The sequence below is a fragment of the Nostoc sp. LEGE 12447 genome, assembly GCF_015206985.1.
Classification (GTDB): Bacteria; Cyanobacteriota; Cyanobacteriia; order Cyanobacteriales; family Nostocaceae; genus Nostoc.
The window spans coordinates 72,303-97,657 of the sequence record NZ_JADEXT010000022.1; the positions used below are offsets into that span (position 1 = coordinate 72,303).

The 25,355-nt window shown below is 43.0% G+C and carries 24 protein-coding genes; 15 read left to right on the forward strand and 9 right to left on the reverse strand.

All coding sequences use genetic code 11. The features are described 5' to 3' along the window. Window positions 1–72: 72 nt before the first annotated feature. From IQ274_RS21325 to gyrA, 4 genes are all read right to left on the reverse strand, one after another. On the reverse strand, window positions 73–258 hold the full coding sequence (locus IQ274_RS21325) for a chlorophyll a/b-binding protein (protein ID WP_069073374.1): 186 nt from the start codon (window positions 256–258) through the stop codon (window positions 73–75). Window positions 259–653: 395 nt separating this feature from the next. Beyond that, the gene (locus IQ274_RS38050) at window positions 654–785 is read right to left on the reverse strand and encodes a GNAT family N-acetyltransferase (RefSeq protein WP_194143371.1); all 132 of its coding nucleotides are present in this window, start codon (window positions 783–785) and stop codon (window positions 654–656) included. A gap of 158 nt (window positions 786–943) precedes the next feature. Next, complete coding sequence (locus IQ274_RS21335; protein WP_194143348.1) at window positions 944–1,102, reverse strand: hypothetical protein; 159 nt, start codon at window positions 1,100–1,102, stop codon at window positions 944–946. Between the two features lie 9 nt (window positions 1,103–1,111). Next, window positions 1,112–3,622 (reverse strand): DNA gyrase subunit A, encoded by a 2,511-nt coding sequence (gene gyrA / locus IQ274_RS21340; RefSeq protein ID WP_194143349.1) that lies wholly within the window; start codon window positions 3,620–3,622, stop codon window positions 1,112–1,114. 326 nt (window positions 3,623–3,948) lie between these two features. Between gyrA and IQ274_RS21345 the strand changes: the two genes are divergently transcribed. Continuing rightward, window positions 3,949–4,356: a response regulator gene (locus IQ274_RS21345; RefSeq protein WP_012412589.1), complete on the forward strand. Its 408-nt coding sequence runs from the start codon at window positions 3,949–3,951 to the stop codon at window positions 4,354–4,356. A 428-nt stretch (window positions 4,357–4,784) separates the two neighbouring features. On the opposite strand, the gene IQ274_RS21350 is transcribed toward IQ274_RS21345, so the two are convergent. Further along, entirely contained in the window at window positions 4,785–5,672 is an 888-nt protein-coding gene (locus IQ274_RS21350) for a tetratricopeptide repeat protein (protein WP_163936046.1), read from the reverse strand. A gap of 145 nt (window positions 5,673–5,817) precedes the next feature. Here IQ274_RS21350 and IQ274_RS21355 point away from each other — a divergent pair, with 145 nt between their 5' ends. The 6 genes from IQ274_RS21355 (at window position 5,818) to IQ274_RS21380 (ending at window position 12,594) form a co-directional block, all read left to right on the forward strand. Further along, a complete protein-coding gene (locus IQ274_RS21355; RefSeq protein ID WP_163936050.1) occupies window positions 5,818–6,456 on the forward strand; it encodes a TetR/AcrR family transcriptional regulator in 639 nt (212 codons plus the stop codon). A 268-nt stretch (window positions 6,457–6,724) separates the two neighbouring features. Next, complete coding sequence (locus IQ274_RS21360; protein WP_163936053.1) at window positions 6,725–7,279, forward strand: hypothetical protein; 555 nt, start codon at window positions 6,725–6,727, stop codon at window positions 7,277–7,279. Window positions 7,280–7,378: 99 nt separating this feature from the next. Then, window positions 7,379–8,965, forward strand: a complete 1,587-nt coding sequence (locus tag IQ274_RS21365; protein WP_163936056.1) for an efflux RND transporter periplasmic adaptor subunit — start codon at window positions 7,379–7,381, stop codon at window positions 8,963–8,965. A 22-nt stretch (window positions 8,966–8,987) separates the two neighbouring features. Beyond that, window positions 8,988–10,268: an ABC transporter permease gene (locus IQ274_RS21370; protein WP_175586931.1), complete on the forward strand. Its 1,281-nt coding sequence runs from the start codon at window positions 8,988–8,990 to the stop codon at window positions 10,266–10,268. A gap of 125 nt (window positions 10,269–10,393) precedes the next feature. Further along, on the forward strand, window positions 10,394–11,065 hold the full coding sequence (locus tag IQ274_RS21375) for an ABC transporter ATP-binding protein (protein ID WP_163936059.1): 672 nt from the start codon (window positions 10,394–10,396) through the stop codon (window positions 11,063–11,065). A gap of 116 nt (window positions 11,066–11,181) precedes the next feature. Then, entirely contained in the window at window positions 11,182–12,594 is a 1,413-nt protein-coding gene (locus IQ274_RS21380) for a TolC family protein (RefSeq protein WP_194143350.1), read from the forward strand. Window positions 12,595–12,871: 277 nt separating this feature from the next. Here the strand turns inward: IQ274_RS21380 and IQ274_RS21385 are convergent, their stop codons facing one another. Further along, window positions 12,872–15,133, reverse strand: a complete 2,262-nt coding sequence (locus IQ274_RS21385) for a cation:proton antiporter (protein WP_194143351.1) — start codon at window positions 15,131–15,133, stop codon at window positions 12,872–12,874. A gap of 154 nt (window positions 15,134–15,287) precedes the next feature. Here IQ274_RS21385 and IQ274_RS21390 point away from each other — a divergent pair, with 154 nt between their 5' ends. Continuing rightward, window positions 15,288–16,052 (forward strand): class I SAM-dependent methyltransferase, encoded by a 765-nt coding sequence (locus IQ274_RS21390; protein ID WP_163936068.1) that lies wholly within the window; start codon window positions 15,288–15,290, stop codon window positions 16,050–16,052. An 86-nt stretch (window positions 16,053–16,138) separates the two neighbouring features. Beyond that, window positions 16,139–16,822 (forward strand): Uma2 family endonuclease, encoded by a 684-nt coding sequence (locus IQ274_RS21395; protein WP_194143352.1) that lies wholly within the window; start codon window positions 16,139–16,141, stop codon window positions 16,820–16,822. Between the two features lie 86 nt (window positions 16,823–16,908). On the opposite strand, the gene IQ274_RS21400 is transcribed toward IQ274_RS21395, so the two are convergent. Both IQ274_RS21400 and IQ274_RS21405 read right to left on the reverse strand, forming a co-directional pair. After that, on the reverse strand, window positions 16,909–17,205 hold the full coding sequence (locus IQ274_RS21400; protein ID WP_194143353.1) for a hypothetical protein: 297 nt from the start codon (window positions 17,203–17,205) through the stop codon (window positions 16,909–16,911). Between the two features lie 28 nt (window positions 17,206–17,233). Then, window positions 17,234–17,701, reverse strand: coding sequence for a VOC family protein (locus IQ274_RS21405; RefSeq protein ID WP_194143354.1), 468 nt, complete (start codon window positions 17,699–17,701; stop codon window positions 17,234–17,236). 77 nt (window positions 17,702–17,778) lie between these two features. Between IQ274_RS21405 and IQ274_RS21410 the strand changes: the two genes are divergently transcribed. The 6 genes from IQ274_RS21410 to IQ274_RS21435 all read left to right on the forward strand — a co-directional run bounded on the left by IQ274_RS21410 (window position 17,779) and on the right by IQ274_RS21435 (window position 24,855). Beyond that, the gene (locus IQ274_RS21410) at window positions 17,779–18,261 is read left to right on the forward strand and encodes a DUF4385 domain-containing protein (protein ID WP_163936080.1); all 483 of its coding nucleotides are present in this window, start codon (window positions 17,779–17,781) and stop codon (window positions 18,259–18,261) included. A gap of 664 nt (window positions 18,262–18,925) precedes the next feature. After that, entirely contained in the window at window positions 18,926–19,459 is a 534-nt protein-coding gene (infC, locus tag IQ274_RS21415; RefSeq protein ID WP_012412604.1) for a translation initiation factor IF-3, read from the forward strand. Between the two features lie 336 nt (window positions 19,460–19,795). Then, window positions 19,796–22,801, forward strand: a complete 3,006-nt coding sequence (locus tag IQ274_RS21420) for an MFS transporter (protein WP_194143355.1) — start codon at window positions 19,796–19,798, stop codon at window positions 22,799–22,801. Window positions 22,802–22,918: 117 nt separating this feature from the next. Next, complete coding sequence (locus IQ274_RS21425) at window positions 22,919–23,455, forward strand: general stress protein (RefSeq protein ID WP_194143356.1); 537 nt, start codon at window positions 22,919–22,921, stop codon at window positions 23,453–23,455. Window positions 23,456–23,543: 88 nt separating this feature from the next. Continuing rightward, window positions 23,544–24,221, forward strand: coding sequence for a potassium channel family protein (locus tag IQ274_RS21430; RefSeq protein WP_012412607.1), 678 nt, complete (start codon window positions 23,544–23,546; stop codon window positions 24,219–24,221). A 76-nt stretch (window positions 24,222–24,297) separates the two neighbouring features. Continuing rightward, window positions 24,298–24,855: a DUF3124 domain-containing protein gene (locus IQ274_RS21435; RefSeq protein WP_194143357.1), complete on the forward strand. Its 558-nt coding sequence runs from the start codon at window positions 24,298–24,300 to the stop codon at window positions 24,853–24,855. Between the two features lie 113 nt (window positions 24,856–24,968). Here IQ274_RS21435 and IQ274_RS21440 read toward each other — a convergent pair whose 3' ends face one another. Beyond that, window positions 24,969–25,352, reverse strand: coding sequence for a hypothetical protein (locus IQ274_RS21440; protein WP_194143358.1), 384 nt, complete (start codon window positions 25,350–25,352; stop codon window positions 24,969–24,971). Window positions 25,353–25,355: the final 3 nt, after the last annotated feature.

Below are 25,355 nucleotides of genomic sequence, written 5' to 3' on the forward strand. Positions count from 1 at the left end.
AATAAAAAACCTGGTAGTGAATTAGCACTCCAGGTTTTTTTATTTATAGGTCATCTTAAATATTAAAACTTATTATAGGATGCCCCAAAAATGTAGGAAGCCTTGACCAGAAAAAACTTCAACCAAAATAGCTGCTGAAAAGCCAATCATTGCCAAGCGACCGTTCCAAATTTCTGCTTGTGGGGTAAAGCCCCAGCGCCAAGCGTTACGATCTTCAATTACAGGAGTAGTGACTTTTGTTGTGCTTGCATTTGTCATGGTTCGGACTCCAAACTTTATTTTTAAGGTTTATTGCCTTATGTAAACTAATATAACAAATATTTTTAGAAAGGCAACATTTTTTATACTTTTGTTTCTATATCTTGACATAAATAGATATAGCTATTTATACAGATTAAAACATCAGTCTTCAGTGAGATTTACAGAGATCTAAGAAATGTTATCTAGACTTTTACCTTTATAGACTAATATATCTTATTAAGATTAATTATCAAGTAATTTAGTTATATTGCTTTATTTTGCAATAATTTGGGATTCTAAAATGGAAATTTATTGATAATCTAAATCATTACTAGCCATTTTCATTTCTTTTGAAGTCGAAACAAAACCAAGCTGCCCGTACCTCAGTGAAATGAAGCCAGAGATGTTTTGCCTCAGTTTCTCTCACAAACAAAGCAGATAATTTCCTTTAATAAAGCTGTTGCAATTCCCTGTCCTCGCCACATCGGAATTGTATAAAGGTTCAGAATGTAGGCTTCTAAACCTGAGAGATTGCTGTTGTTCAGTTAAGGGCCACTGGCAAAAATTTTGGGTTTTTAAGACGCGATAAATCGCTGTCAAGACAAGTGTTTTGGTTTTATCTGAACTGTATTGTGTTATGAGGGGGTCGTTGAAAAAATACCAAGCCGCTAGTGGCAAAAATTTGACAATCCACTTCAGCTACTTAAGCTAAAAACTCACCGCCAATATATTTTCGAGTTGCTTCTGGTAGGTTTGTGGTGTCAGAGTCACCTTTAATATCGCCAGCCTCCCGCAGGAGTTCGAGACGCAATTGGATTAGCGCCTCTAAATTCTGCAAGTTAGCTTGTCGCAAGTTGAACATCAGTCTGATTTACGATCGCACTTCAGCCACGGTGATGATTTTTTCATCGCGGTTGAGTTGGATGATACTTTCACCTTTGACATCCCGGCCTAAAATCGGCACTGTTTCCACAGGTATCCGCACTACCCGTTCCTTATTCGTCACTAAAGCTACCTCGCCAGATGCGTTGGCGTAGCCCGCCGAAGGCATCGCTATGACCATACCAGCTAAATTATCAGTTTTGCTAGCAAATTTCAGCGCTTGCGTCCCTAAATCGCCGCGATTAGCCGCTCTTAACTGACTCGCAGCCATGCGTTTGGCATATCCTTCTTGAGTAACTAGCAGCAGATAGTCATCTTTACCGACAGTCACACAGCCAACCATTTGCTGATTTTTCAATAACCGAAATGCTTGTAAACCCATCGCTGTGCGACCCATGATCGGTAATTGTTCATCATTGGTTGCAAAGCGCAGCACTCGCCCACCGGAACTAGCTAAAATCAGATGCGCTCCTGGAGCGGTGAATTGGGTAAATGACAATTCATCATCGTCTTTGAGCTTTAAAATCGTGATTCCGCGCCGCGTTAAGTTTGTGAATTCTCCCAGAGACAAACGCTTAATTCGTCCCTGTTTTGTTAAGAGAATCATCTGCTGAGTTTCGAGATTGTCCGGCAGCAAAAAGCGGCTGACTACAGCTTCTTGAGCGCCTTGAGCAGTATTACTGAGCATAGTAATCAAAGGTTTCCCCCGTGGAGAACGCCCAGTAGTTGGAGGAATTTCTCCCACATTCACAGGATAGACTTTGCCGCCACCGGTTAGGATTAGCAGGTCTTTTTGGGTATCAGTCAACACGGTTTGGATAATGAAGTCATTATCGTGCAAACCATTTTCAGCTTTTGACTTTCTCCCAGATGGTTGGGTGCGGCGGACATAACCCCGTTGGGTAAATTCTAAAATTGCTTCTTCTGCCGGTTCAGAAGATTTAAGTTCCTCTTCCTCCTCTGCTCCTCTGCCTCTCTGCTCTTCTGCCCTAGACTTTTGCTCCTCTCCAATTTTTGTTCGCCGGGGATCGCTGTACTTGCGCTTGAGCGATCGCAAATCTTTTTTCAGCGCCTTGAGTAATTCGCGGCGATCGTTAAGTAATTGTTCCAATAAGCTAATTTGTCCGCTTATCTGCTCAAATTCCTGCTGCAAATTTTGCTGTTCTAAACTGGTGAGGCGACGCAACGGCATAGCCAAAATTGCATCTCCTTGTACCTCACTCAAATCCAGTCGGCTACAAAGATTTATTTTTGCCGTACTCCCATCGGGAGCTTGCCGCAAAATTTGAATTACCTCATCCAAATTAGACAGCGCTTTTAGCAGACCTTCTACCAAATGCACCCGACTTTGAGCTTTCCCCAACTCGTAATTGTAGCGACGGTTCAGCGTCTCTTCTCGGAAACTCAAAAATTCTTGCAACAGTTGACGCAAACTTAACTGGCGGGGTTGTCCATCCACTATTGCTAGGAGAATTGCCCCAAACGTCATTTGCAAAGCAGTTTGGTGATACAAATGCTGGAGAACTTCTTGGGGATTGGTATCGCGCTTGAGTTCAATTACTACTCGCATCCCTTCGCGATCGCTCTCATCCCGCAGATCAGAAATTCCTTGCAAACGACCTTGATTTACTAAGTCCGCTACCTTCTCAATCCAGGCTGCCTTATTCACTTGATAAGGCAATTCTGTAATGATAATTGCCGTCCGCCGCTTGCTTCCCCTACTGGCTGGAATTTCTTCTAGAGTCGCAACTCCCCGCAGCAGAATTCCACCTTTACCTGTGGTGTATGCTTCTCGAATTCCAGTCTCACCAATTATTTCTCCACCGGTGGGAAAGTCTGGCCCTGGAATTAGCTCAAATAACTTTTCATCTGGCAAATCTGGATTGTCGATTAAGGCAATTAACCCATCCACAATTTCCCCCAAGTTATGGGGTGGTACATTTGTCGCCATTCCCACGGCGATCCCAGAACAGCCATTGAGCAACAGAAACGGCAATTGAGCAGGTAGCACTGTTGGTTCTTGCTGGGAATTATCAAAGTTCCCGACAAATTCCACCGTCTCTTCGCCGATTTCTGTCAGCATTCCCTCATGGCTGATGGGTGCGAGACGCGTTTCTGTGTAGCGCATCGCTGCTGGCGGGTCATTATCGACGCTGCCAAAGTTACCGTGTCCTGCTAGCAAAGGATAGCGGCTAGAAAAATCCTGCACTAACCTGACTAAGGCATCGTAAACTGATTGATCGCCGTGGGGATGGTATTTACCCAACACATCACCCACTACACGCGCACATTTTCGATAGGGTCTATCTGGTACTAAACCGAGTTCGTGCATTGCATACAAAATGCGGCGATGCACTGGTTTTAAGCCATCACGCACGTCTGGTAGCGCTCGCCCGACAATCACGCTCATGGCATATTCGAGATAAGACCGTTGCATCTCGGTGTGCAGGGCTGTTGGAATTACCTGTCCCGTTGAGAGAAGGTTTAACTGTTTTGCCATGAGTTTTTTCCCTGAAATTTAACTACACAAAAGCCGGCGGAACTCAATATTGCAGCAACCACAGCATAACGGATGAAATGGGATTCCTAACAAAATATTGATAGTCATAGAAGAAAAAGCAGTAGTATCATCCTTGATGACAAGGAGGTACATACACTATTAAAAAGGAAACAGATAGCAGGTAGCTGTTTTAATCGAATGATAATCTGCTACACATTTAATTTGTATAGGCTTTATAGCCAGGATACCTGCCATGACTGCATTTTCTCATTTTTAATTTTGAATTGCTTAATCCCCTCACCTCTACCTCTATAACTAAAATTCTCATGAAAACTGTTTTAATTGTCGAAGACGATCTAATTAATGCTCGCGTTTTTTCCAAGATTTTGTCCAAGCGCGGCGGCTTGGGGGTGAAACATACTGAAAATGTGGAAGAAGTAATAAAAATTGCCCAATCAGGAGAAGCCGACCTGATTTTAATGGATGTTTCTCTATCCAGAAGTGTTTACCAAGGGAAATCTGTTGATGGAATCAAGATTACACAGATGTTAAAATCCGATCCAAAAACAGCGAACTTACCTGTTATTTTGGTGACGGCACATGCTATGGAAGGCGATCGCGAGAATTTTCTCAAGCAAAGCGGCGCTGATGGCTACATTTCTAAGCCAGTTGTTGACCATCAACAGTTTGTTGATCAAATCCTCGCACTTCTACCCACAGACGGCCAATCATAATTGACGACTGATTCCAGGAATATTCGCCCGCAAAGGTTTTTGGGCGACTATTTCCTGTACTTAGTTAGTATAGATGTACTACGAAAAGGTACTATTAGGCAAGTGGTAATAGGAAAGTCAATGGGGAATGGGGAATGGGGAATGGGGAATGGGGAATGGGGAATGGGGAATGGGGAATGGGGAATGGGGAATGGGGAATGGGACTAATGAAAAATTCTTCTTTCCTTTCTGCTCCCTGCCCCCTGCTCCCCCTGCTCCCCCAATACGGTTCGGTTAAAGGGGAAAGGGGAAAGGGGAAAGGTTTTGAATAAATTTTTACCCTTTACCCTTTACCCCTTACCCCTTACCCTTTACCCAGACCAGAAGGAAAGTGAAAAATGCTTATCCGAACCGTATTGCCTGCTCCCCTGTCCCCCCACTCCCCACTCCTATTGAGTAGGCTGTTTTCCAGGAGCTGATGATGAGTTTTCTGGTTGCTGTAGGGCTGCTTGAATACGGGGTAATTCTAGGAATTTTTTCGTATCAGACAATAGGCGATCGCCCCAGAGATTTTCTTTAAGAAAATTCAAATTAGCATAGCGCTGATCGATGCGGAGTGCAGCTTCTCCCATTGTTAGACCTTGTTGGCGATCGCCTTTCGTATAGAGTGCCACTGCCAAAGCTAATAAAGGTTCTGCGGCTTGCTTATCAAGGGTTACAGCAGATTGCCATCGCTTAATTGCTTCAGAGGTATTACCCTGTTCGTAGTTGATTAAACCAATATTGTTGAGCGCTGGCCAGAATTTTTTATCTTGAGAGACTGCTTTATCGTACTGTGCGATCGCATCTGGCAATTTACCCAGTAGATAGTAAGCATTACCCAAATCAAATAACCCTTCTGGATCGTTGGGTTTTAACTTCAAACCTTCTTGGTAATTAACAACCGCCGCTTGGTAATTTTTCTGCTGAAAATTAGCTGAACCCAAAGCAAACAAAATATCACCATTTTTAGGATTGATAGATTGCGCTTTTTTTAAGCTAGCGATCGCCCCGTCAAACTCTTTGGTTTGTAGTTGCAATCCACCTAAAAGCAACCATACTTTATCATTCTTCGGAGCCAGTTGACTAGCCAGCCGCGCTCGTGGCAAAGCTAATTCAACCTGTTGAAACTGAGCTAGTTGAGCCGCCTCTTGTGCCAAGCTCAATCCCTGCTTCTCTAACTTTGTCCCATCTAGTTGCAGTGTATGGGGTATTAATGCCTGCGCGTTAGCGGCTTTTGGCATACTCCACAAACTACAGACCATTAGAAAAGAAATCAAACGAACATGTTTAGGCACATTACCGCCTTTAAGCCACTAATCAAAGAATCTTTCAGCTAGCTTAAACGATCTCCGCTCTTGACGGCAGCAAAATATTACGTCATTAGTTATTGACATTCCCATCACAAAGGCAATATATTAATAAGTAATTACTCACTTATTTATGGCTCGTGTACCCAAAATCACCAATCAGCAGATATTAGAAGCGGCTCGTCAAGTTTTCCTGCAACAAGGATTTGGTGCTTCAACCTTAGAAATTGCTCAACAGGCAGGTATTTCTGAAGCTTCAATTTTTAAGCGATTCTCAACCAAAGAAGAATTATTTTTTGCGGCGATGGGAATTCCAGAAAAACCCGTGTGGGTGAGCGAGTTGGAATCTCTTAGTGGCAAAGGCAATCTCAAAGAAAACCTAATCAATATTTGCCTCCAGATTACGGAATTTTATCGTGAGGTGCTGCCTCAGATCGTGATGCTGCGATCGCGAGGCAATGCGTTTCCAGAACTTGGAGGTAAAGAACCAAGACCCATACAAGATTTCAAAGCACTGACCGCTTTTCTAGAGTATGAAATCAACCAAAATCGCCTTCGCCCTTGCGATCCCCAGACAGTGACTCATATTTTACTTGGCTCGTTGATGAACTATGTTTTCTTAGAGCAGATTTCGTCTCAAAAAAGTATAAAAACAGACGTTTTTCCCATAAAAAATTACTTAAAGTCTGAAGATCGTGGTACAGAAGTATCAGCATTTATCCAAAATTTTGTGGATATTATCTGGCAAGGAATTGCGCCAATACAGGATTAAATTTAAAAAAATTGGGCGTTGGATATTAATTATTCTCCCTCATCTCCCCATTAAAAACTGATGACTTTGGTCATACATAAGTCTCGGATTACTAATGACTTTCGTCATACATTGGTTTCAGCTTTTTGATCGATAATTATTATGTATGAATTTATACGATGAGGTAAATACCAAACATATTGATACCCAAATAAAGGCAACTATCTAAGTATTGCTGAATCTAAACCTCAACAGAATAGAAATTTAATAGCAATGAGGAGTTAATTTCATGTTGAAACCAAACCGTGTATCGATAGTCCTAGCTGCTGCTGCTCTGATAATTGTTCCCACTCTTTTGACTGCGCCTGCAAGTGCCCAGACGAAAGTCTATGTTGTTGGCGATCGCGATCAAAATTGGGATCGCGACGGTAGATCCTATCCTGGAGAAGTCCGAAACCCTAGAGATCGGGATAATAATTGGAACCGCGATGGGAGATCCTATCGTGGAGAAGTCCGAAACCCTAGAAATCGGGACAATTGGAACCGCGATAGCAGACCCTATCCTGGAGAAATCCGAAATTCTAGAGATCGGGGTAATTGGAACCGCGACAACCAATCCTATAGCAGAGTAGTCAGACTTGGTAATGGTGACATTAGATATCCTAACGGGCAAATTATTCCTGCTAGATCCATAGTTAGACTGCGTAACCAAGGTTACTTCAGACTTCCCAACGGAGATATTCTTCTTCCCAGTCAGGAAATTGTTCCTGCTGGAAGATTAGTGAGAGTGCGTGATGATTATTTCAGACTTCCTAGTGGACTAGTACTGCAAATAAACCTTTAAAACACTAAAAACTCAAAATCATTGTCAGTATAGGGCTACCAGGCTATAGTTTAGCCGTGAATACTGGCTCGGTAGCCGTTCCTTATAGACAAAATGGATATGAAAATTGATACACCAAATACCGTAGATTCATCAGTTTTAGTTCCAGAGGTAAAGAAAAAAAAGGGCAAACGAAATTGGCTCTCTTGGCTAATTGCTTTTTGCCTTTTGGGTGGAATTGGCTATGCAGTTTATTACCAAGTAGCCGTTGTTTCCCAGCAACAAGCCAGGCGTAAGGTACTGACAAGACCTGTACAAAGGCAGAGTTTAACAATCACAGTTTCAGCAAACGGAACAGTGAAACCTGAGCGGTCAATTAACCTCAGTCCGAAAAATTCTGGCATTTTAAAAACACTGCTAGCTAAGGAAGGGGATCTCGTTAAACAAGGACAAATTGTCGCTTACATGGATGATTCCAACCTGCGGGGGCAACTTACTTCTGCTCAAGGGCAATTGGCACAAGCCGAGGCGAATTTGCAAAAAGCGATCGCAGGTAATCGTCCTCAAGATATTGCTCAAGCACAAGGAGTATTAGACGAAGCCCAGGCGAATCTGCAAAAGGTACAAGCAGGCAATCGCTCTCAAGATATTGCCCAAGCACAGGCACGCTTGCAAAGCGCTCAAGCCACTCTTCGGCAAGCAGAAGATGATTTTGTTCGTAATCAACAGCTTTACAATGCAGGCGGTATATCCCTTCAGACTCTTAACCAAAACCGTGCCACTCGTGACAGCGCCCAAGCTAGTGTAAATGAAGCACAGCAAGCACTGGGATTGCAAAAAGCTGGGTCACGTCCAGAAGACATCGAGCAAGCACAAGCTGTAGTGAAGCAGAGACAGCAAGCTTTGGCACTTCTGAAAGCAGGAACGCGCCAAGAAGATATTAATGCAGCCCGCGCCCAGGTAACATCTGCTCGTGGTTCGCTACAAAACATCCAAGCCGAAATCAATGACACGATCATTCGCGCCCCTTTTGATGGGGTGGTGACAAAGAAATTTGCCGATCCCGGCGCTTTTGTGACACCCACAACTGCTAGTAGTGAAGTAGCTTCCTCTTCTTCTTCTTCGATCTTGTCTCTAGCTTCAACCAATGAAGTTGTCGCAAATTTAGCGGAAACAAATATTTCCAAAATCAGCCTTGGTCAAAAAGTCTCGATTACAGCAGATGCCTACCCAGGAAAAACCTTTGAAGGTAAAGTCAGCCAAATCGCAGCCCAAGCAATAGTAGAACAAAACGTTACCAGTTTTGAAGTGAGAATATCACTTTCAGACCCTCAAAGATTACTGCGGTCTGGGATGAATGCGGAAGTAGATTTTCAAGTCGGTCAGGTTGAAAATGTTTTAGTCGTGCCAACCGCGTCAGTTGTGCGACAACAAAATGCCACAGGTGTATATGTGGCTGGAGCAGATAACAAACCTGTCTTTACTCGCATCGAGACTGGTGTCACCGCAAATAACTTTACCGAAGTTAAGTCTGGATTGACAGGAAACGAGAGAGTATTACTCAGTTTTCCACCAGGGTCGCGCCCGCAATCAACACCACGAGGAGGAGTTTTCCCTGGTATTGGAGGAGGCGGTGGAACTGGCGGTGGCGGTGGCGGAAGAGGAGCCGGTGGCGGCGGTGGTCGTTCAGGCGGTGGTTCCCCTTAAAGTGAGTTTTAAATAAAACCTTATGTTTAAGATATTTAAGGGCTTTTACAAAGCTAAGAAGACCCGCACAGTACCGTTGCTGGAAATCTTGACAATGGCGGCAGAGACATTGTGGAGTAACAAATTACGCACAGGTCTAACGATGTTGGGCGTGATTATTGGGATTTCATCAGTCATTGCCATTACTTCTGTTGGTCAGGGAGTGCAAAAGGGCGTAGAGCAACAGATACAAGCATTGGGTACAGATGTGATCCAAATCTTAGCGGGTGCTGCAAGAAGCGGGAATGTCCGTCAAGGAGTCGGTTCTAGCAGCACCTTGACCTGGGAAGATGCAAAAGCGATCGCTACACAAGCACCATCAGCACAGATGGTTTCTGCTTATCTCCAACGGACTGCTCAAGTTGTGTATGCAGGACAGAACACTTCAACAACCATTTATGGCACAGATTTAAATTATCCAGAAGTCAGAAATACTCACCCCCAGCAAGGGAGATATTTTACTCAAGAAGAACTAGATACTGTCGCACAGGTAGCTATTCTTGGCCCTACAGTTCAAAGCACGCTCTTTGGACAGGGTGTAAATCCTATTGGCGAGAAAATTCGCATTCAGGGAGAGGCTTATCAAGTAATTGGGGTGATGGAACCTAAAGGCTCTCAGGGGCCGATGGATCGAGATGACCAGGTTTTCATTCCTCTAACTAGTATGTCGAAGAGACTAGTTGGGAACAATGCTTTAGTAGGCGTTTCTGTAAATGGAATTTTAGTCAAAGGCGCTAATCAGGAGCAGTTAGAAGCTGCTCAGTTTCAAGTTACCAATCTCTTACGTCTGCGTCACAACATTTATCCGCCACAAGCTGATGATTTTCGGCTAACTAATCAAGCTGATATTGTTAGTACTTTTACTAGTGTTGTAGGTTTATTTACAGTAATGGTGGTAGCGATCGCTGGCATTTCGTTAGTGGTTGGTGGAATTGGTATTGCCAACATTATGCTAGTTTCCGTAGTTGAGCGGACGCGAGAGATCGGGATTCGCAAAGCTGTAGGAGCCACCAATTCGGCAATCCTTAATCAATTTTTAGCTGAAGCGATCGTAATTTCCATTGTTGGCGGAGGTATTGGGATGGCCACTGGGATTTTATTAGCCTTTATAGCTTCAAGTATTTTCAAATTTCCCTTTGTCATTTCTTTCTTGTCGATTATTGCTGGATTTGTACTCTCGTTGAGTGTTGGCTTAGTCGCTGGGGTAATTCCAGCACGAAACGCATCTAAATTAGATCCAATTAATGCTTTAAGAAGCGACTAAATAATTCGTAATTCGTAATGGGCTACGCCCCGCGACGCTAACGTAATTCGTAATTACAAACTCCTGTAGAGACACGATTAATCGCGTCTCTACTCTTAACTCCTAACTCCTAACTTTTAAATCTTATGCCAACAATGATTTGGATGGAATCTATTACTAAAACCTATCACTTGGGAGAAGTTAGTGTTCCAATACTCAAGGGAATTCAACTCTCTATTGAGGAAGGGGAATATGTCTCGATTATGGGTGCGTCAGGTTCGGGCAAATCCACGCTCATGAATATTTTGGGATGTCTGGATCGTCCGACAACTGGAGACTATATTTTTGAAGGGAGAAACCTGACGACTTTTGATGATGATGAATTAGCGTATATTCGCAACCAAAGGATAGGTTTTGTTTTCCAACAATTTAACCTATTGGCGAGGGCAACAGCCCTGGAAAACGTTATGTTACCAATGGTTTACGCTAACTTACCCAAGCCAAAACGCCGTGAAAGGGCATTAGAAGCCCTGGAAAAAGTAGGATTACAGGGACGCATAGCTAATCGTCCTAGTCAACTATCTGGAGGTCAACAACAACGGGTAGCGATCGCTCGTGCTTTAGTCAACCGACCTGCATTAGTTTTGGCAGATGAGCCAACAGGAGCTTTAGATACTGAAACTTCTCATGAGGTGATGAATTTGCTGACAGAACTTAATGACCAAGGAATCACAATTGTAATTGTCACTCATGAACCAGATATCGCTGCTCAAACCAAAAGGATTATTCGAGTTCAGGATGGCTTGATTGTTGGCTAATTTGTTAATATCAACCCTTAGAGGAGGAATTTAAACTTTAAATTTCTATAGGTCAATCAGGATAAAAACTTTTGATTGTATCCTCAAAAAACCTAATTAATGACTACATCTAGATTATGAATTTTAGCTTATTATTTGTGCATTCTACCTGGGTTGGTGTTGCGTTTGCGATTCTTTTTCCAGCTTTAGCAAGTGCTGTAACTCCCCCAAAACCGCAGAATAACTCAAGCTCTGTGCAGGTTCCTGATTACCTCAACCCTAATCCCAATCCTCTGCAATTTCCTACTAAACCCCAGGAAGTAAGGATTCAGGGAACTGTGCCAATCACTTTGGCACAAGCTTTGGAACTAGCACGACGCAATAATCGAGATTTACAGGTAGCAATATTACAGCTAGAACGCAGTCGTTCAGCTCTACGCGAATCTCAAGCTGCCTTATTTCCTACTTTGGGAATCAACAGTAATTTGACTAATAGTGGTAATGGTTTTACTAATAATTCATCTCAATCCAGTACCTCTTTTAATGGTTCAGCACAACTAAATTACGACCTCTACACCTCCGGTAATCGACAAGGGGCAATCCAAGCAGCTGAAGAACAACTACGTGTGGATGAATTGAATGTTGAAAGTCAGTCTTTGACAATTAGGTTGAATGCCACGACTCAATACTACGATTTGCAACAAGCAGATGAACAAGTAAGAATTAACCGAGCTGCTGTGGAGAATGCCCAGGCTAGTTTGCGGGATACTCAAGCCAGAGAACAGGCGGGAGTGGGTACGCGGTTCGATGTGCTGCAAGCTCAGGTGAATTTAGCAAACGCCCAACAACAACTGACAAATGCTATCTCGCAGCAGCAAATTGCCCGTCGTCAGCTTGCCACTACGTTAAGTTTGTCGCAGTCAGTTGATATCAGTACCGCAGATCCTGTACAGTTAGCCGGTCTTTGGCCGCAGACGGTAGAACAAAGTATTGTCCAAGCGTTTCAAAATCGTCCAGAATTGCAACAGCAATTAGCACAACGTAACATTAGTGAGCAACAGCGACGGCAAGCACTTTCACAGTTAGGGCCGCAAATTAGTTTGGTAGGCAACTACAACCTGCTAGATCGCTATGATGATGGTGTCAGCATTACTGATGGCTATTCAGTAGGGCTCCAAGGAAATCTCACTTTGTTTGATGGAGGAGCAGCAAGAGCAAGGGCAGCTCAGTCGAGAACAAATATTGCGATCGCAGAGAGTCAATTTGCCACCCAGCGTGACCAAATTCGCTTTGATGTAGAACAATTCTATTCTCAATTGCAATCTAATTTAAATAATGTGCAGACTTCTAGTGTGGCTTTAAATCAAGCCAGGGAAGCTTTGAATTTAGCAAGGCTGAGGTTTCAAGCTGGTGTGGGCACTCAAACAGAGGTGATCTCTGCTGAAAATGACCTCACAAGAGCAGAAGGTAATCGAGTCACAGCTATTTTGGATTACAATCGCGCTTTAGCTAATTTGCAACGATCGGTTACTTCCAGAGCTTCCCGCTAGGGGACTTCCGAAAAAATATCCCATCGCTTTAAGGGTAGCTTTCAAGGGTAGGTATTTTGTATTTGGTCATTTTTTGGCTATTTCAGCCGATGCTTAAATCCTAAAATGACCAAACCACGTTAAACAATTGAGAATTTTCTCAACTATTTTTGAGATTCTAAAAAACCTACCCTTGAAAGGCAGGGGGCAGAGGGCAGGAGGCAGGGGAGCAGGGGGAGATGAGGGGGAAAAGGGGGAATTATTAAAGAAAAGTTTGCTTAGATGCAGCTGAGAAAGACTATGGTACGGTAATTACTGCTACTGGGCAATGGGCTTTACTCAAAATTGCATCTACTCTGTGACCGAAGAAAACACGACCCGTAACCATTCGGATATTACTTCCGAGAATAATTAGGTCAACTTCCTGGGTTTGGGCAAACTTGAGGATTTCCCTTTCTGGGCTGGTTCCTTGAAGAATATAGGTTTTGACATCAGCACCTAGATTGCGGCCAATTGCTGCTTGCTGTTCAAGCAGATCGTGAGCAATTTCCTTCACTGGAGTTAGCGATCGCTGTTCGTATAGAATATACTCAACTTGTGGCAAATTAATCACGTTCACGATCATCACTAATGCTCCCGTTTGAGCAGCGATCGTACTTGCCATCTCTACAGCATTTTTACTATATTCTGTCCCCACAGTTGGCACCAGAATCTTTGTCAGCTTTTGTTGAGCGATTTTGCATATCTCGCCTTTAGCTTGGGGTAGGTGCGACTTGACCACCATCGTTGCACATGGCGCTTCTTGTACTACCCGATCTACAAGCAAATTGAACAATGTTTTCTGGGGGCGTATCTGTTCGGAAGCTCCTAATACGATCAAGTCATAGTTTTTGTTCGCTTCATTCAAAATTACCTCGGCTTTACTACGCCCAGACTCCATTTTTGTTTGCAGGGTCGTATTATCAGGTAGCTGCATTTCCTCAGCAACAGAAGCCAGAGCTTCCTCTGCGGCGGTATCTTTAAGCTGGGTTGCTGCCCGGCGGCCTTTCTTTTGGGGCTGCTTGTCACTCAGGGCATATAGAGATGTCACTTCTATCGAGTTTTGGTGAGCCATGTAGCCCACTAATTGCGCTGCGAGTTGGATGTTGGTACCACCACTAGTAGGTATTAAAATACGGTGGATTTGCTTGATAAAGCTGCGGCTATCCTGCTCTTCTTGTTCCAACCGTTGAGCTTCCTCCTCACTCATAACCACTTTTGATAAAGTCCAGCGCAGAAGGGGTGGAGCCATTAGGGAAGTGACGATCGCCACCATAACAATAATTGAGTACATCTGGGGATTCAGGACTCCCAAAGATAAACCAATCGTGGCAACGACAATTTCCATTGCCCCGCGAGCATTCATCCCGGAACCCATCGCCAAACCTTCCCAATGACTCAAGCCACCGACGCGAGAACCAAGGTAGGCACCTGTAAATTTGCCAACACAGGCGACAGCGAGAACAATCAAGCCAAATAACAACGTCTGGGGGACTAACAGAGCTAGCAAATTAACTTTCAAGCCAGCTGAAGCAAAGAAAATTGGCGCTAGAAAGCTTGCTGTGAAGACTTCTAGCATGTGTCCAGCTTCATTGCTAAAGCGACGGGATTGACCGGCCAGAATCCCCAGCACGAAAGCACCTAATGCTGCTTCTAGACCTAATGCATGGGTAAGTGCTGCTGCGGCGAGCGAAAGAATCAGCACAACCGACATACTAGCGGCGATTCCACCAACATAGTCATCAACCCAGCGCAAAATCTGATCTACGATGGTACGTCCAATTGTGAAAGCGATCGCTAGAAATAATATAGCCGCACTCACGGAATGGAAAATTGTCCCAAGGTCAAACTTGCCGCTACTAGCTAGACCTGAAACCACAGAAAGTAAAATCCAGCCGATGGTGTCGTCAGTCATCCCAGCCGCTAAGGTTACTTGACCAATGTCACGGCGAATCAGGTTTAAGTCCATCAGCACCTTGGCAATCACTGGTACTGCCGAAATACTCATTGCTGTGGCGATAAATAGACTGAATACTAGTCGCTTTTCTGGGTCGGCTAAAAAACTATCTGGCAATAGCCAGCCCAATCCAAAGCCGGTGATAAACGGGACAATAATTCCGCCCAGTGAAATCAGCAGAGCCGTTTTACCCTTACGAAGAATTAGCTTGAGATCCGTCTCCAACCCAGTTACAATCAGCAAAAATAACACACCTAACCAAGAAATCACCGAAAGTAAATTAGATTGTTCTTGACTTTTGGGAAAGATGTGAGCTTGCAAGTCTGGAAGGAGCAAACCAAAAAGAGAGGGGCCAAGCAGCACACCCGCCAATAATTCCCCAACAACAGGCGGGAGGTTAATTCGGCGCATTAACTCACCTAATCCCCGCGCTACGAGCAGCAATAGTGACAGCTGCACCAGCACCAACAGCAACTCATGATGACCGAGAGGTTTAATTAAACCGTCACCTGCTACTTTCTGTGCAGCGAGTACAGGCACTAACATTAGGGACAGGTTTTGCATAATGTCCAAAGGTTGGATTACAAATTTTAAACGGGCTGTTCAAGTAAATCCTGAAATGTTTATTTACACATCGGTCTAGAAGCTTAAAGTGTCATGATAATGACTTACGCACAACAGATCCCCCAACCCGCGACAATTATTAATTGAGGCACAGATGAGTTATAACCACAAGCTTAAAATCTTACCTTTGATAGTAATTTTCCTGTTAATACTTGAATGCTTGCTGGTTGACAAAGCTTCCATAGCATTAGCCGCTTCTTCATCCACCACGGTTTACGAACAGCGTATTATCCATAGTCCAGATGGTATTGGCAAATACTATATGGGGCGAGAAATTGCCAAAGTTATGGGATATACAGGCGCTGGCTGGCTAGAACGACAAAGCCGAGAGGTGGAGGAACAGCCAAGTAAAATCGTGAGCCTCCTTAATCTTAAATCTAACGATGTAGTGGCTGATATTGGTGCTGGTACAGGTTACTTGAGCTTTCGCATTGCGCCCTTATTAACAGAGGGGAAGGTGTTGGCTGTAGATGTTCAACCAGAAATGTTAGAAATAATTGAGTTGTTCAAAAAAGAGAAAAATATCATCAATGTTGAGCCTGTTTTAGCAACCCTTAATAACCCAAACTTACCATCTGAAAGTATCGATTTGGCATTGATGGTAGATGCTTATCATGAACTTGAGTATCCTCAAGAAGTGATGCAAGGAATTGTGAAAGCACTAAAACCAGGTGGTCGAGTAGTTTTGGTTGAGTACCGAGGTGAAAATGCCTTTATTATGATTAAAGGTCTGCACAAAATGACTCAAAAGCAAGTCCGCAAAGAAATGCAAGCCGTTGATCTGGTTTGGCGTGAAACTAAAAACTTGTTACCTCAACAGCATTTAATGGTATTTGAGAAACCCAACACTAATTCGTAATGGGCTACGCCCCGCTACGCTAACGTAATTCGTAATTAAGGTTTCAAGGGATAATAAAGTAAGACTCCTAGCCAGAGCAGAAAATCATGGTTAACTTATCACTCAAGCAACGAATTCCTCCTTTAGAAAATGGCGATCGCCTCACTCGCTACGAATTTGAACGACGCTATCAGGCAATGTCCCGTCACCAAAAGGCAGAATTAATTGAAGGAGTTGTATACTTGGCATCACCATTACGCTTTGAAAGTCATGTTGAACCACATGGTCATCTAATCGGCTGGTTGTGGACTTACCAAATTGCCACTCCTGGAGTGAGATTGGGAATTGAGCCAACAGTCCGCTTGGATCGAGACAATGAACCCCAACCAGATGGAGTGTTATTAATCACACCAGCAGCTAAAGGACAATCTCGTTTGAGCGATGATGACTACATAGAAGGTGCGCCAGAACTCGTAATAGAGATAGCTGCTAGCAGTGTTGCTATTGACTTACATGACAAGAAAAAAGTCTATAGACGTAATGGGGTAAAAGAATATATTGTTTGGCAAATATTTGAAAATAAATTAGATTGGTTTAGCCTGCAACAAGGAGAATATGCGTCATTAGAAGTGGATGCAGATGGAATTATTAAAAGCCAAATATTTCCTGGTTTATGGTTGTCAATGCCAAATTTACTTGCTGGCAATATGCAGCAAGTATGGTCTGTGTTGCAGTTGGGATTAAATTCGCCAGAACATCAGATATTTGTGCAGCAATTATCTGATAATTAATTCGTAATTCGTAATTACCTGATAGAAGACAGGTAGTTAATCTACACGATTAATTACTAATTTTCGGTTACAGAACTTTGTTGATCTCAGTCTGTTTTTTGGGTAATGAGACTGACGCTTTTAGTTACACTATCCCAAACTATCCAGTTAAAAGAATTATCTAAATCATCCGGGCTGTTTGAAACTTTAAAATATAGCTTCTCTTCACGTTTTCTTTCAATGGCAAAGTCAGCATTTTGAGCATAAGCGACTATAAAACCTTTGTCTCGCAAACAATACATCGCCCAGGCTTTCAATGATTGCTTATATGGTTCGTGTGGAATTGGCGGTTTTGTAATAGTATCTTCGATTACTTTAAAAATTTGCGTGAGATTTGCAGCCATAGTAGATACTTTTGTTTTTACCCCTAAGTTAACTAGCTTCTGGATCGCAACGAATTTCAATCATAAAGCCATCTGGATCGTAAAAATACACACCTCTACCAGTAGGACGAGTGACTGGGCCGTATGCGATCGCTATTTTATTTTCTCTGATCACTGTCACTGCACGATCGAATAACTGTGGATCGATGTCAAAAGCCAAATGGTAGGCTCTGGTGAATGTCTTCTCTGGATTGGGATCTGGTGGTGATAATTCTGGTTCCCCAAATAAATCCAGTATCGTCCCATCCGGGGTAATAAAGTTCGCTACTTTCCCTGATGCGACAAGTTCCGTCAGAGTTGCGGGTACTTCGTCGCCTGTAAGTTCGTGTAAACCCAAGATTGTTCCATAAAAATAGCGGGAAGCTTGCATATCCTGGACATTGAGGGCAATGTGATGCACTTTACGCAAATTTCCTGGCGCAAGGACACTGTTAACAGATTGGGTGCTAGATAGCATAGTAGAAGAAAATCTCCTTACTAGGATAGAAGCTGAACTTTTTATTTAAAGTTTATTATTCCTAATAAAAATCTATCATGCCATTTGATTATTCTTTAGACTTTAAAAATATCGATTTTCGCCAACATCCTGAACTATATCGCGTTGGCAAGGGTGAACAGGGCGTACTTTTGGTAGAACCATACAAATCAGAAATTCTTCCCTACTGGCGGTTCAAAAATCCTGAGATTGCTAGAGAATCAAGTGAAAAAATCTACGAAATGTTTCTTGCTTATCTAAAACAAGATGATTTTATCGGCGCAGATATGGCACGAAAGTTTATCCAAATGGGTTATACTCGCTCTCGCCGTTATGCTAATCATAAAACCGGCAGAAAATATAAACAAAATTCGGAAACTTCAGGTTCGAAAAAAGAGATTCTTCCTTACGAAGAAGACCCTGTTAAAGCCGAGTCAGCAGCAATTTTTAAAGCCAAGTGGATACAAGCAAAGACAAATGAGAAATATCAAGAGCTTTTAGCCAAGCATAAACAGATGTATGAAAGCACCTCACCTTTGTAAATCAATATACCTGGCCATTAGAAATCGCGGTTCATCTTGCATCATAAACGAAGTCTGCCTGTGTGTTATTGCTTTTTCTCTAACCTTGAGAACGCTCACGAAGCTGAATAGGGAAGGCGAACTTGACTTGGAGAATCGAGCGTGTCTTTAGACCTGATAGTGTCAATCTGATTACTACCTTGTTTTATGAGCAGCTATACAAACCTCAACAAAGCCTTGCCGCAGGGTAGTCTCAGGAGAATGGAGGGTTTGCAACCCACACAGGAGGGTAAAACCTAGTGTAGCTACGGTTTCTAACTGCCATTTTAAATGCTAAAATACTTAATGTAAGTTAATATGTTACATAAGTTTTACTAGATGTATCTACATACTGTAAGCTTGGGATTCTGGAAAAACAGTGCTTAATTCGACTGTCAACATTATTGAGCAAAAGTTGTAATAATATTTAACATGTGTCTAGGTTGTGTAATTTAGATTAACTATTGCAGAGAAATTCTCTCAGAGTTAGTAAAATGACAAATACAACGACGCAACTATTTTATGGATTAGTTACTCTAGAACTGTAGACTATGTTTTCAGTCCTGAGTTATTTCCGTATTTTGCCTCTGAGGCATACCAATCAAGACCACACCAAATCCTTCATTAAGAGCTCCCACAAATCATAATGCCTGTGATTGAGAAGAAAAGAACTCGCGATCTGCCCCAAATTAACGAACGAATTCGCTTCCCGAAAATTCGGGTCATTGATACTGACGGTGCCCAATTGGGAATTATGCCCCCACAGGAAGCACTACAACTAGCAGAAGAGAAAGAGTTAGATTTGGTGCTTATAAGTGACAAAGCTGACCCGCCAGTTTGTCGGATTATGGACTACGGGAAATATAAGTTTGAGCAGGAGAAAAAGGCGCGGGAAGCCCGGAAAAAGCAGCACACGGCTGATGTCAAAGAAGTTAAGATGCGTTACAAAATAGAAGAACACGACTACAACGTGCGTGTTAAGCAAGCAGAGCGCTTTTTGAAAGATGGCGATAAAGTCAAAGCGACTGTGATGTTCCGGGGTCGAGAAATTCAACACAGCGACCTAGCAGAAGATTTGCTCAAGCGAATGGCAACGGATTTGGAGCCTTTTGGTGAGCTTCAACAAGCGCCTAAAAAAGAAGGGCGAAACATGATGATGCTTATCTCGCCCAAGAAATAATCCTCTAACTGTTTAATAGACCAAGTTTGAAAACCCCTGGTTAGAAGTCAGGGGTTTTTTCGTTTGGATACAAGATATGTCCAAAACTTTGAAGTCGTTTAAATTTATCTCAAATCGATAGTCTTGAAGGCTGAGTGGGAAACATAATACTCAGTTGCTCAGGACTTTTGCTATTTCCAGGGGAAGGGGGAATGGGGAATGGGGCATTGGGCATTGGGCATGAAGAAGAGACAAGGGAGACAAGAGAGAGACTTGTTCAATAATGCCCCCTTGTCTTCCTGCCTCCCCTGCCCCCTGCCCCTATTGGGCGGTGATACTACCAGAAAATAAAACTGCATGGAACTGAAAAATCACTGGTTTGCTGTAAATAAAGTTGTTTTACCACGACTACTACAGTGGGTGAATCTCCGGCCAGAGGAGAGTGAACGAACACAACTAATGTTTATTTTTTACACAACTGTATGTGTAGGATTGCGGTGGGCAGAAGACAGTACGGTGGCGCTGTTTTTGGATGAATATGGGACTCATCTATTGCCGTGGATGTATATTGCCAGTGCCGTTATGAGCGCAGCACTGGTTTTTTTATACTCTTGGCTGCAAAGGATTTTTCCGTTACGCCAGGTGATTGTAGCGATCGCACCTTGCATGTTGATGCCATTACTTCTATTAGTTTTATTACGTTGGGGATCTCATGTTTCTTACCTGGTAGTTATTTCGGCCTTTCTGCTGCGGCTATGGGTAGATGCCCTTTATGTAGTTAATGACCTCAACACCTCCATTGTCGCTAACCAAATATTTAACATTCGAGAGATTAAGCGGACTTACCCACTGGTGAGTAGTGGACTTTTGGTAGCAGATGTGATTAGTGGCTTTAGTTTGCCTTGGCTAGTGCAATACACCTCGCTGAATAAGATCATCTTCATCGCCTGTGTAGTGATTTTATTCGGATCGGGGATTTTATTGTATTTAACTAATCACTATCGAGCGGCTTTTCCTGAAACTCCACAAAGACTAATTCCTGAAGAACAAGCTTCACGAGAGCGCTTTATTAAAAGTCCGCTGAAGCGCTATGTTTGGCAATTGTTTGCTTTCGTGGGCCTATTGCAAGTCATTGGGTTATTAATAGATTTTCAATATCTGCGCGAACTCAAATCCAATATGAGCGACCGAGAACTCGCCAGTTTCTTGGGTCTTTTTGGTGGGATGTTGGGACTGTGTGAGTTGTTATTGCAGTGGTTTATTTCCAGCCGACTCATTGAACGGATGGGGGTATTTTTCACCGCGACACTTTTACCAATCACCGTAGGCTTTTCATTACCAGGAGTGCTGGTATTTTTGCATTTAATTCCAGCCATACAATCGCAAAGCTTTTTCTGGGGTCTGATAATTGTCAAATTTTGCGATGAACTTCTGCGCTACACCTTTGTCATGAGTAGCGGCCCCATCCTGTACCAACCGATTCCAGAGTCAATTCGCAGCCGGATGCAGACTTTATCTGGCGGAACCGCCGAAGCGATCGCTACAGGTTTGACAGGAGTACTAATTTTTGCAACTCTATTGTTTTGTAACCGCTTTGTACCCGTATCCCTGCAAAAGTGGGTGTTGGTGGCAGAAACAATGCTGATAGCTAGCACCTGTTTAAAAGTAGTTTGGGAATTGCGATCGCGCTACGTTGAACTGTTAGTCTTGAGTGTGGCACGGGGCCAGTTGAGTGCAACCAATGTCGGCTTACGATTCTTCAAGCAAGGTGTAGTCAAAGCCTTGGGAGAAAAAGGCAGCGAGGCTGATAAACGCTCTTGTATTGAACTTTTAGCCCAAATTGACTCTCAAGGAGCTGCGGAAGTTTTAGCACCCCTGTTAGTTAAGTTAACCCCAGATTTGCAGCGCCAAAGTTTGGAAGTGATGCTGATAGCAGGTGCAAATCCCGCTTATCTATCTGCGATTCGTCCTTTGTTAGAACAACCCCAAGAAACTAACCCCGAAGTTTTTGCCCTAGCACTACGTTACGTTTGGCTAGCTGAACCAAATCCCAATTTAAGCATCCTAGAAGAATATCTGAACCCCCGCCAAAACTCACTCATCCGCGCTACCGCCGCCGCTTTAGTCTTACGTCAGGGAACGCCGATGCAAAAGGTAGCAGCTACCCAAACTATGCGGCGGATGTTAACTCATAAGAAAGAACGGGAACGGGTGAATGGAGTTAGAGCCCTTAGAGAAGCAGTTTATTTACAAGCGTTACGGATTCACATCCCAAATTTATTACAAGATGAGTCGTTACGGGTGCGCTGTGCCGTATTGGAAATGATTGCAGCAACCCATTTAGAGGAATACTATTCGGCGCTGATTGCAGCACTTTATTACAAATCAACCCGCACTATAGCAATGTCATCCCTAGTGCGACTAGAAAATGAAGCGATAGAGATGCTGTTGCGGTTAGCTAACAATATTTACAAACCAGAAGTAGTGCGGATGTACGCTTGGCGTACCATTGCTCAAATTGGCACTCAGGAAGCATTAGAGACCTTATGGGAAAACTTGGAGGCATCCTGGGGTATAACTAGGGATCATATTCTTCGGAGCTTACTAAAAATACATAAACAACCAGGAATTAGAGGTTTAGTAGATCGGTTTTATGAAAGTCGGGTAGAAAATTTAATTGAGCAGGAATTAAAGTTTTTAGGTGAGATTTATGGTGCATATATAGACTTGAAAATATTAGATGAAAAAGAAAATCATCAATCAAGCCAGAGGATTGCGATTGTCTCTGAGTTACTCCAACGCGCCCTTTTAGAATTGGAATTGGATGTGAAAGAGCGGCTGCTACTGTTGCTCAGACTGCTTTACTCACCAGAAAAGATGCAGGCAGCAGCATTTAATCTGCGATCGCTCTCTGTGGTAAATTTAGCACGGGGTTTAGAAATCTTAGAGCATACCGTAACTTTGCCTTGCAAGTCTCTGTTGCTGAATATTTTAGATAACCGACCGCAGTCAGAAAAATTGCAACATCTTGTAGAAGCCAAGATCGTAGAATATGAGAATATGCTAGTTAGCGATCGCCTCCACAGATTGCTGATGTTAGGTAACTTCCTTTCTGATTGGTGTCTAGCTTGTTGTTTCCATTTTGCTCAAGTGACTCGCATCCGACTTACCAGTTCTGAGATTTTAGTGAGTTTGCGTCATCCAACAGGCTTTGTTAGAGAAGCTGCGATCGCATATCTAAATATGGTTTCACATCGCGTCCTCCTGCAAATCTTACCCCAGTTACAAAAAGATCCACATCCTTTGGTAGCTGCTCAAGTAAAGGAGTTGCTCGAAAAATACCAATTCAATCGCTACGAATAAATCTAACTGCTTACAAGTGCTATCACTTTGTGGCCACATTTGTTTGTAAGGCTATAGACAAATCAATCACCAGTAAAAGCTTTGCAGGTTCATCAATGCTTTTGGGAGGCAAACAAAATGGCTTCTGGACAACTTCAACACGCTATTGGTATATTTCGCGACCGCCAAATTGCACTACAGGCGCTCGACGAACTCAGAAGTAGTGGCTTTCCGATGCATGAGATTTCTGTAATCACTAAAACACCCAAGCTCAATGAGCAACTTGACAGTTCCGACACGAGTGAAAGTACTATCACTCCTGCTGAAGGTGCTAAGGCGGGTGGATTAGCCGGTGCTAGGGTGGGAGGTTTACTTACCTTGGTTGCGGGTTTGGGTATTTTGCTTATTCCTGGTTTTGGCCCAGCACTAGCAGCGGAGTCTGTTTTAGCCACACTTTTAGGAAGTGGAGCTAGTGCAGCGGCTGGCGGTCTTATTGGCGCACTGCGGGGTTGGTTTCTTCCTGAAGAAGCCGCCAAACTCTATAATGACCGAGTATTTCAAGGCGATTATTTAGTGACAATAGAAAGTACAGAACACAGTATCCATCAAGCCGAACCAATTCTGAAGCGTTTTGGTATTCAAGAATGGCGTATTTTTGATATTCCCAGAAGCTGAACGTATATCTCTATACAAGCTACGCTTTCATTACTTTCCTAACTTGTAAAGTGGAATAGGAAGATCAAATAAAGTAAAAAGAGCAGCTATGTACGTACTAATAGGTGGAGCTGGTTTAGTGGGCTTAAGTTTAGCCCAAAAACTCGTAGAGCTAGGACATACTGTTGCTGTAATTGACGTTGACCCTATTGCTTGTCGTTATGCCCGTGAACAAGTAGGGGCAATGGCTTTTGAAGGCAGTGCTGTAAGTACAGAAGTATTGCTAGAAGCTGGGATTCGCAAAGCCGGTTCTTTGGCAGCTGTCTTAAGAAGTGATGCCTTAAACTTGGCAATGGTAACTCTTGCTAAACACTATGGTGTCACCCATATTTTGAGTCGGATGCGCCACCCAGATTTTGCCGAACCATTGCGGATAGCTGGAGCCAACCATATCATTAGTACTGTTGAACTATCAGTTTCAACAATGGTGAATGCCATTGAGTATCCCCAAGTGGAATCAATGATGCATTTTGAGCAAGGACAGATTGAGGTTTTGAAACTTGCCATCCCAAACAATTGCTATGTTGCTGGTCGTAGTGTTGCCGAAATCGCTCAGGATGCCCGATTTCCTAGTGGTTCGCTAATTATTGGTTATCAATCCCATCCTCACGAAGATTTGATGATTCCTAATGGCAGTACAATACTGGAACCTCATTCAACAGTGTTGATTGTGACTAAACCAGGATCTTTACATCAAGTTATTGATTTTATTGAACAAAGATGTTGAGCGTAGTCCCGACTGAAACTATTTATTAGGTGGGATTAGCTACAAATGTATAAAAAAATGGGTGTAAATAGTTTTGATGAAGCTTTATCCATATATTTTAGCGATCGCTCTTATTTTTCTGGCATCTTGTCAATCAACAAATATTTCACCCAAATCACAACCCGACGCTATTCAAGCAACCCCAGTTCAAAAAATAGTAACGCTAGATAAGAATTTTAAGATAGCAAGCGGTCAAACTATTTATGTTCCTGTCTATTCACATATCTATCATCACAATAAGCAGGAAATTTTCGAGTTAGCAGTTACACTCAGTATTCGGAATACAGATTTGACCAATCCGATCGTTATTACTTCTGTACGCTACTACAACTCAGAAGGGAAATTAGTTAAACAGTATTTGGAACGTCCTATTCAAATTGATGCGCTAGCTTCTACAGATTTTTTTATAAATAGAAATGACACTAGTGGAGGTTTAGGCGCAAACTTTATTGTCGAGTGGGTAGCTCAAACAGAAATATCCGAACCCATAGTGGAGGCAGTCATGATTGGTACTGACTTCCAACAAGGAATTTCTTTTATCAGTCCTGGTAGAGCGATCAAAAGTCAAAAGAACTATAAGCGATCGCCTTCGTAATTCGTAATTCGTAATTCGTAATTAAGTTTTTCTTCGTTTTCATGCTCTGTATAAGAATGCATTGATTGAGTCTCTGACTAAATGTCTAAGCGGAGGCAGCAGTTCCCAATCAATCAGCCAAAGCTCAGAGGTTCACTCACAAAGCTCAGAGGTTCATCGACAAAGCTCAAAGGTTCATCGACAAAGCTCAAAGGTTCATCGACAAAGCTCAAAGGTTCATCGACAAAGCTCAAAGGTTCATCGACAAAGCTCAGAGGTTCATTCACAAAGCTCAAAGGTTCATCGACAAAGCTCAAAGGTTCATCGACAAAGCTCAGAGGTTCATCGACAAAGCTCAGAGGTTCATCGACAAAGCTCAGAGGTTCATTCACAAAGCTCAGAGGTTCATTCACAAAGCTCAGAGGTTCATTCACAAAGCTCAGAGGTTCATTCACAAAGCTCAGAGGTTCATCAACGAAGCTCAGACTATTCCCAATTCCCCATTCCCCATTCCCCATTCT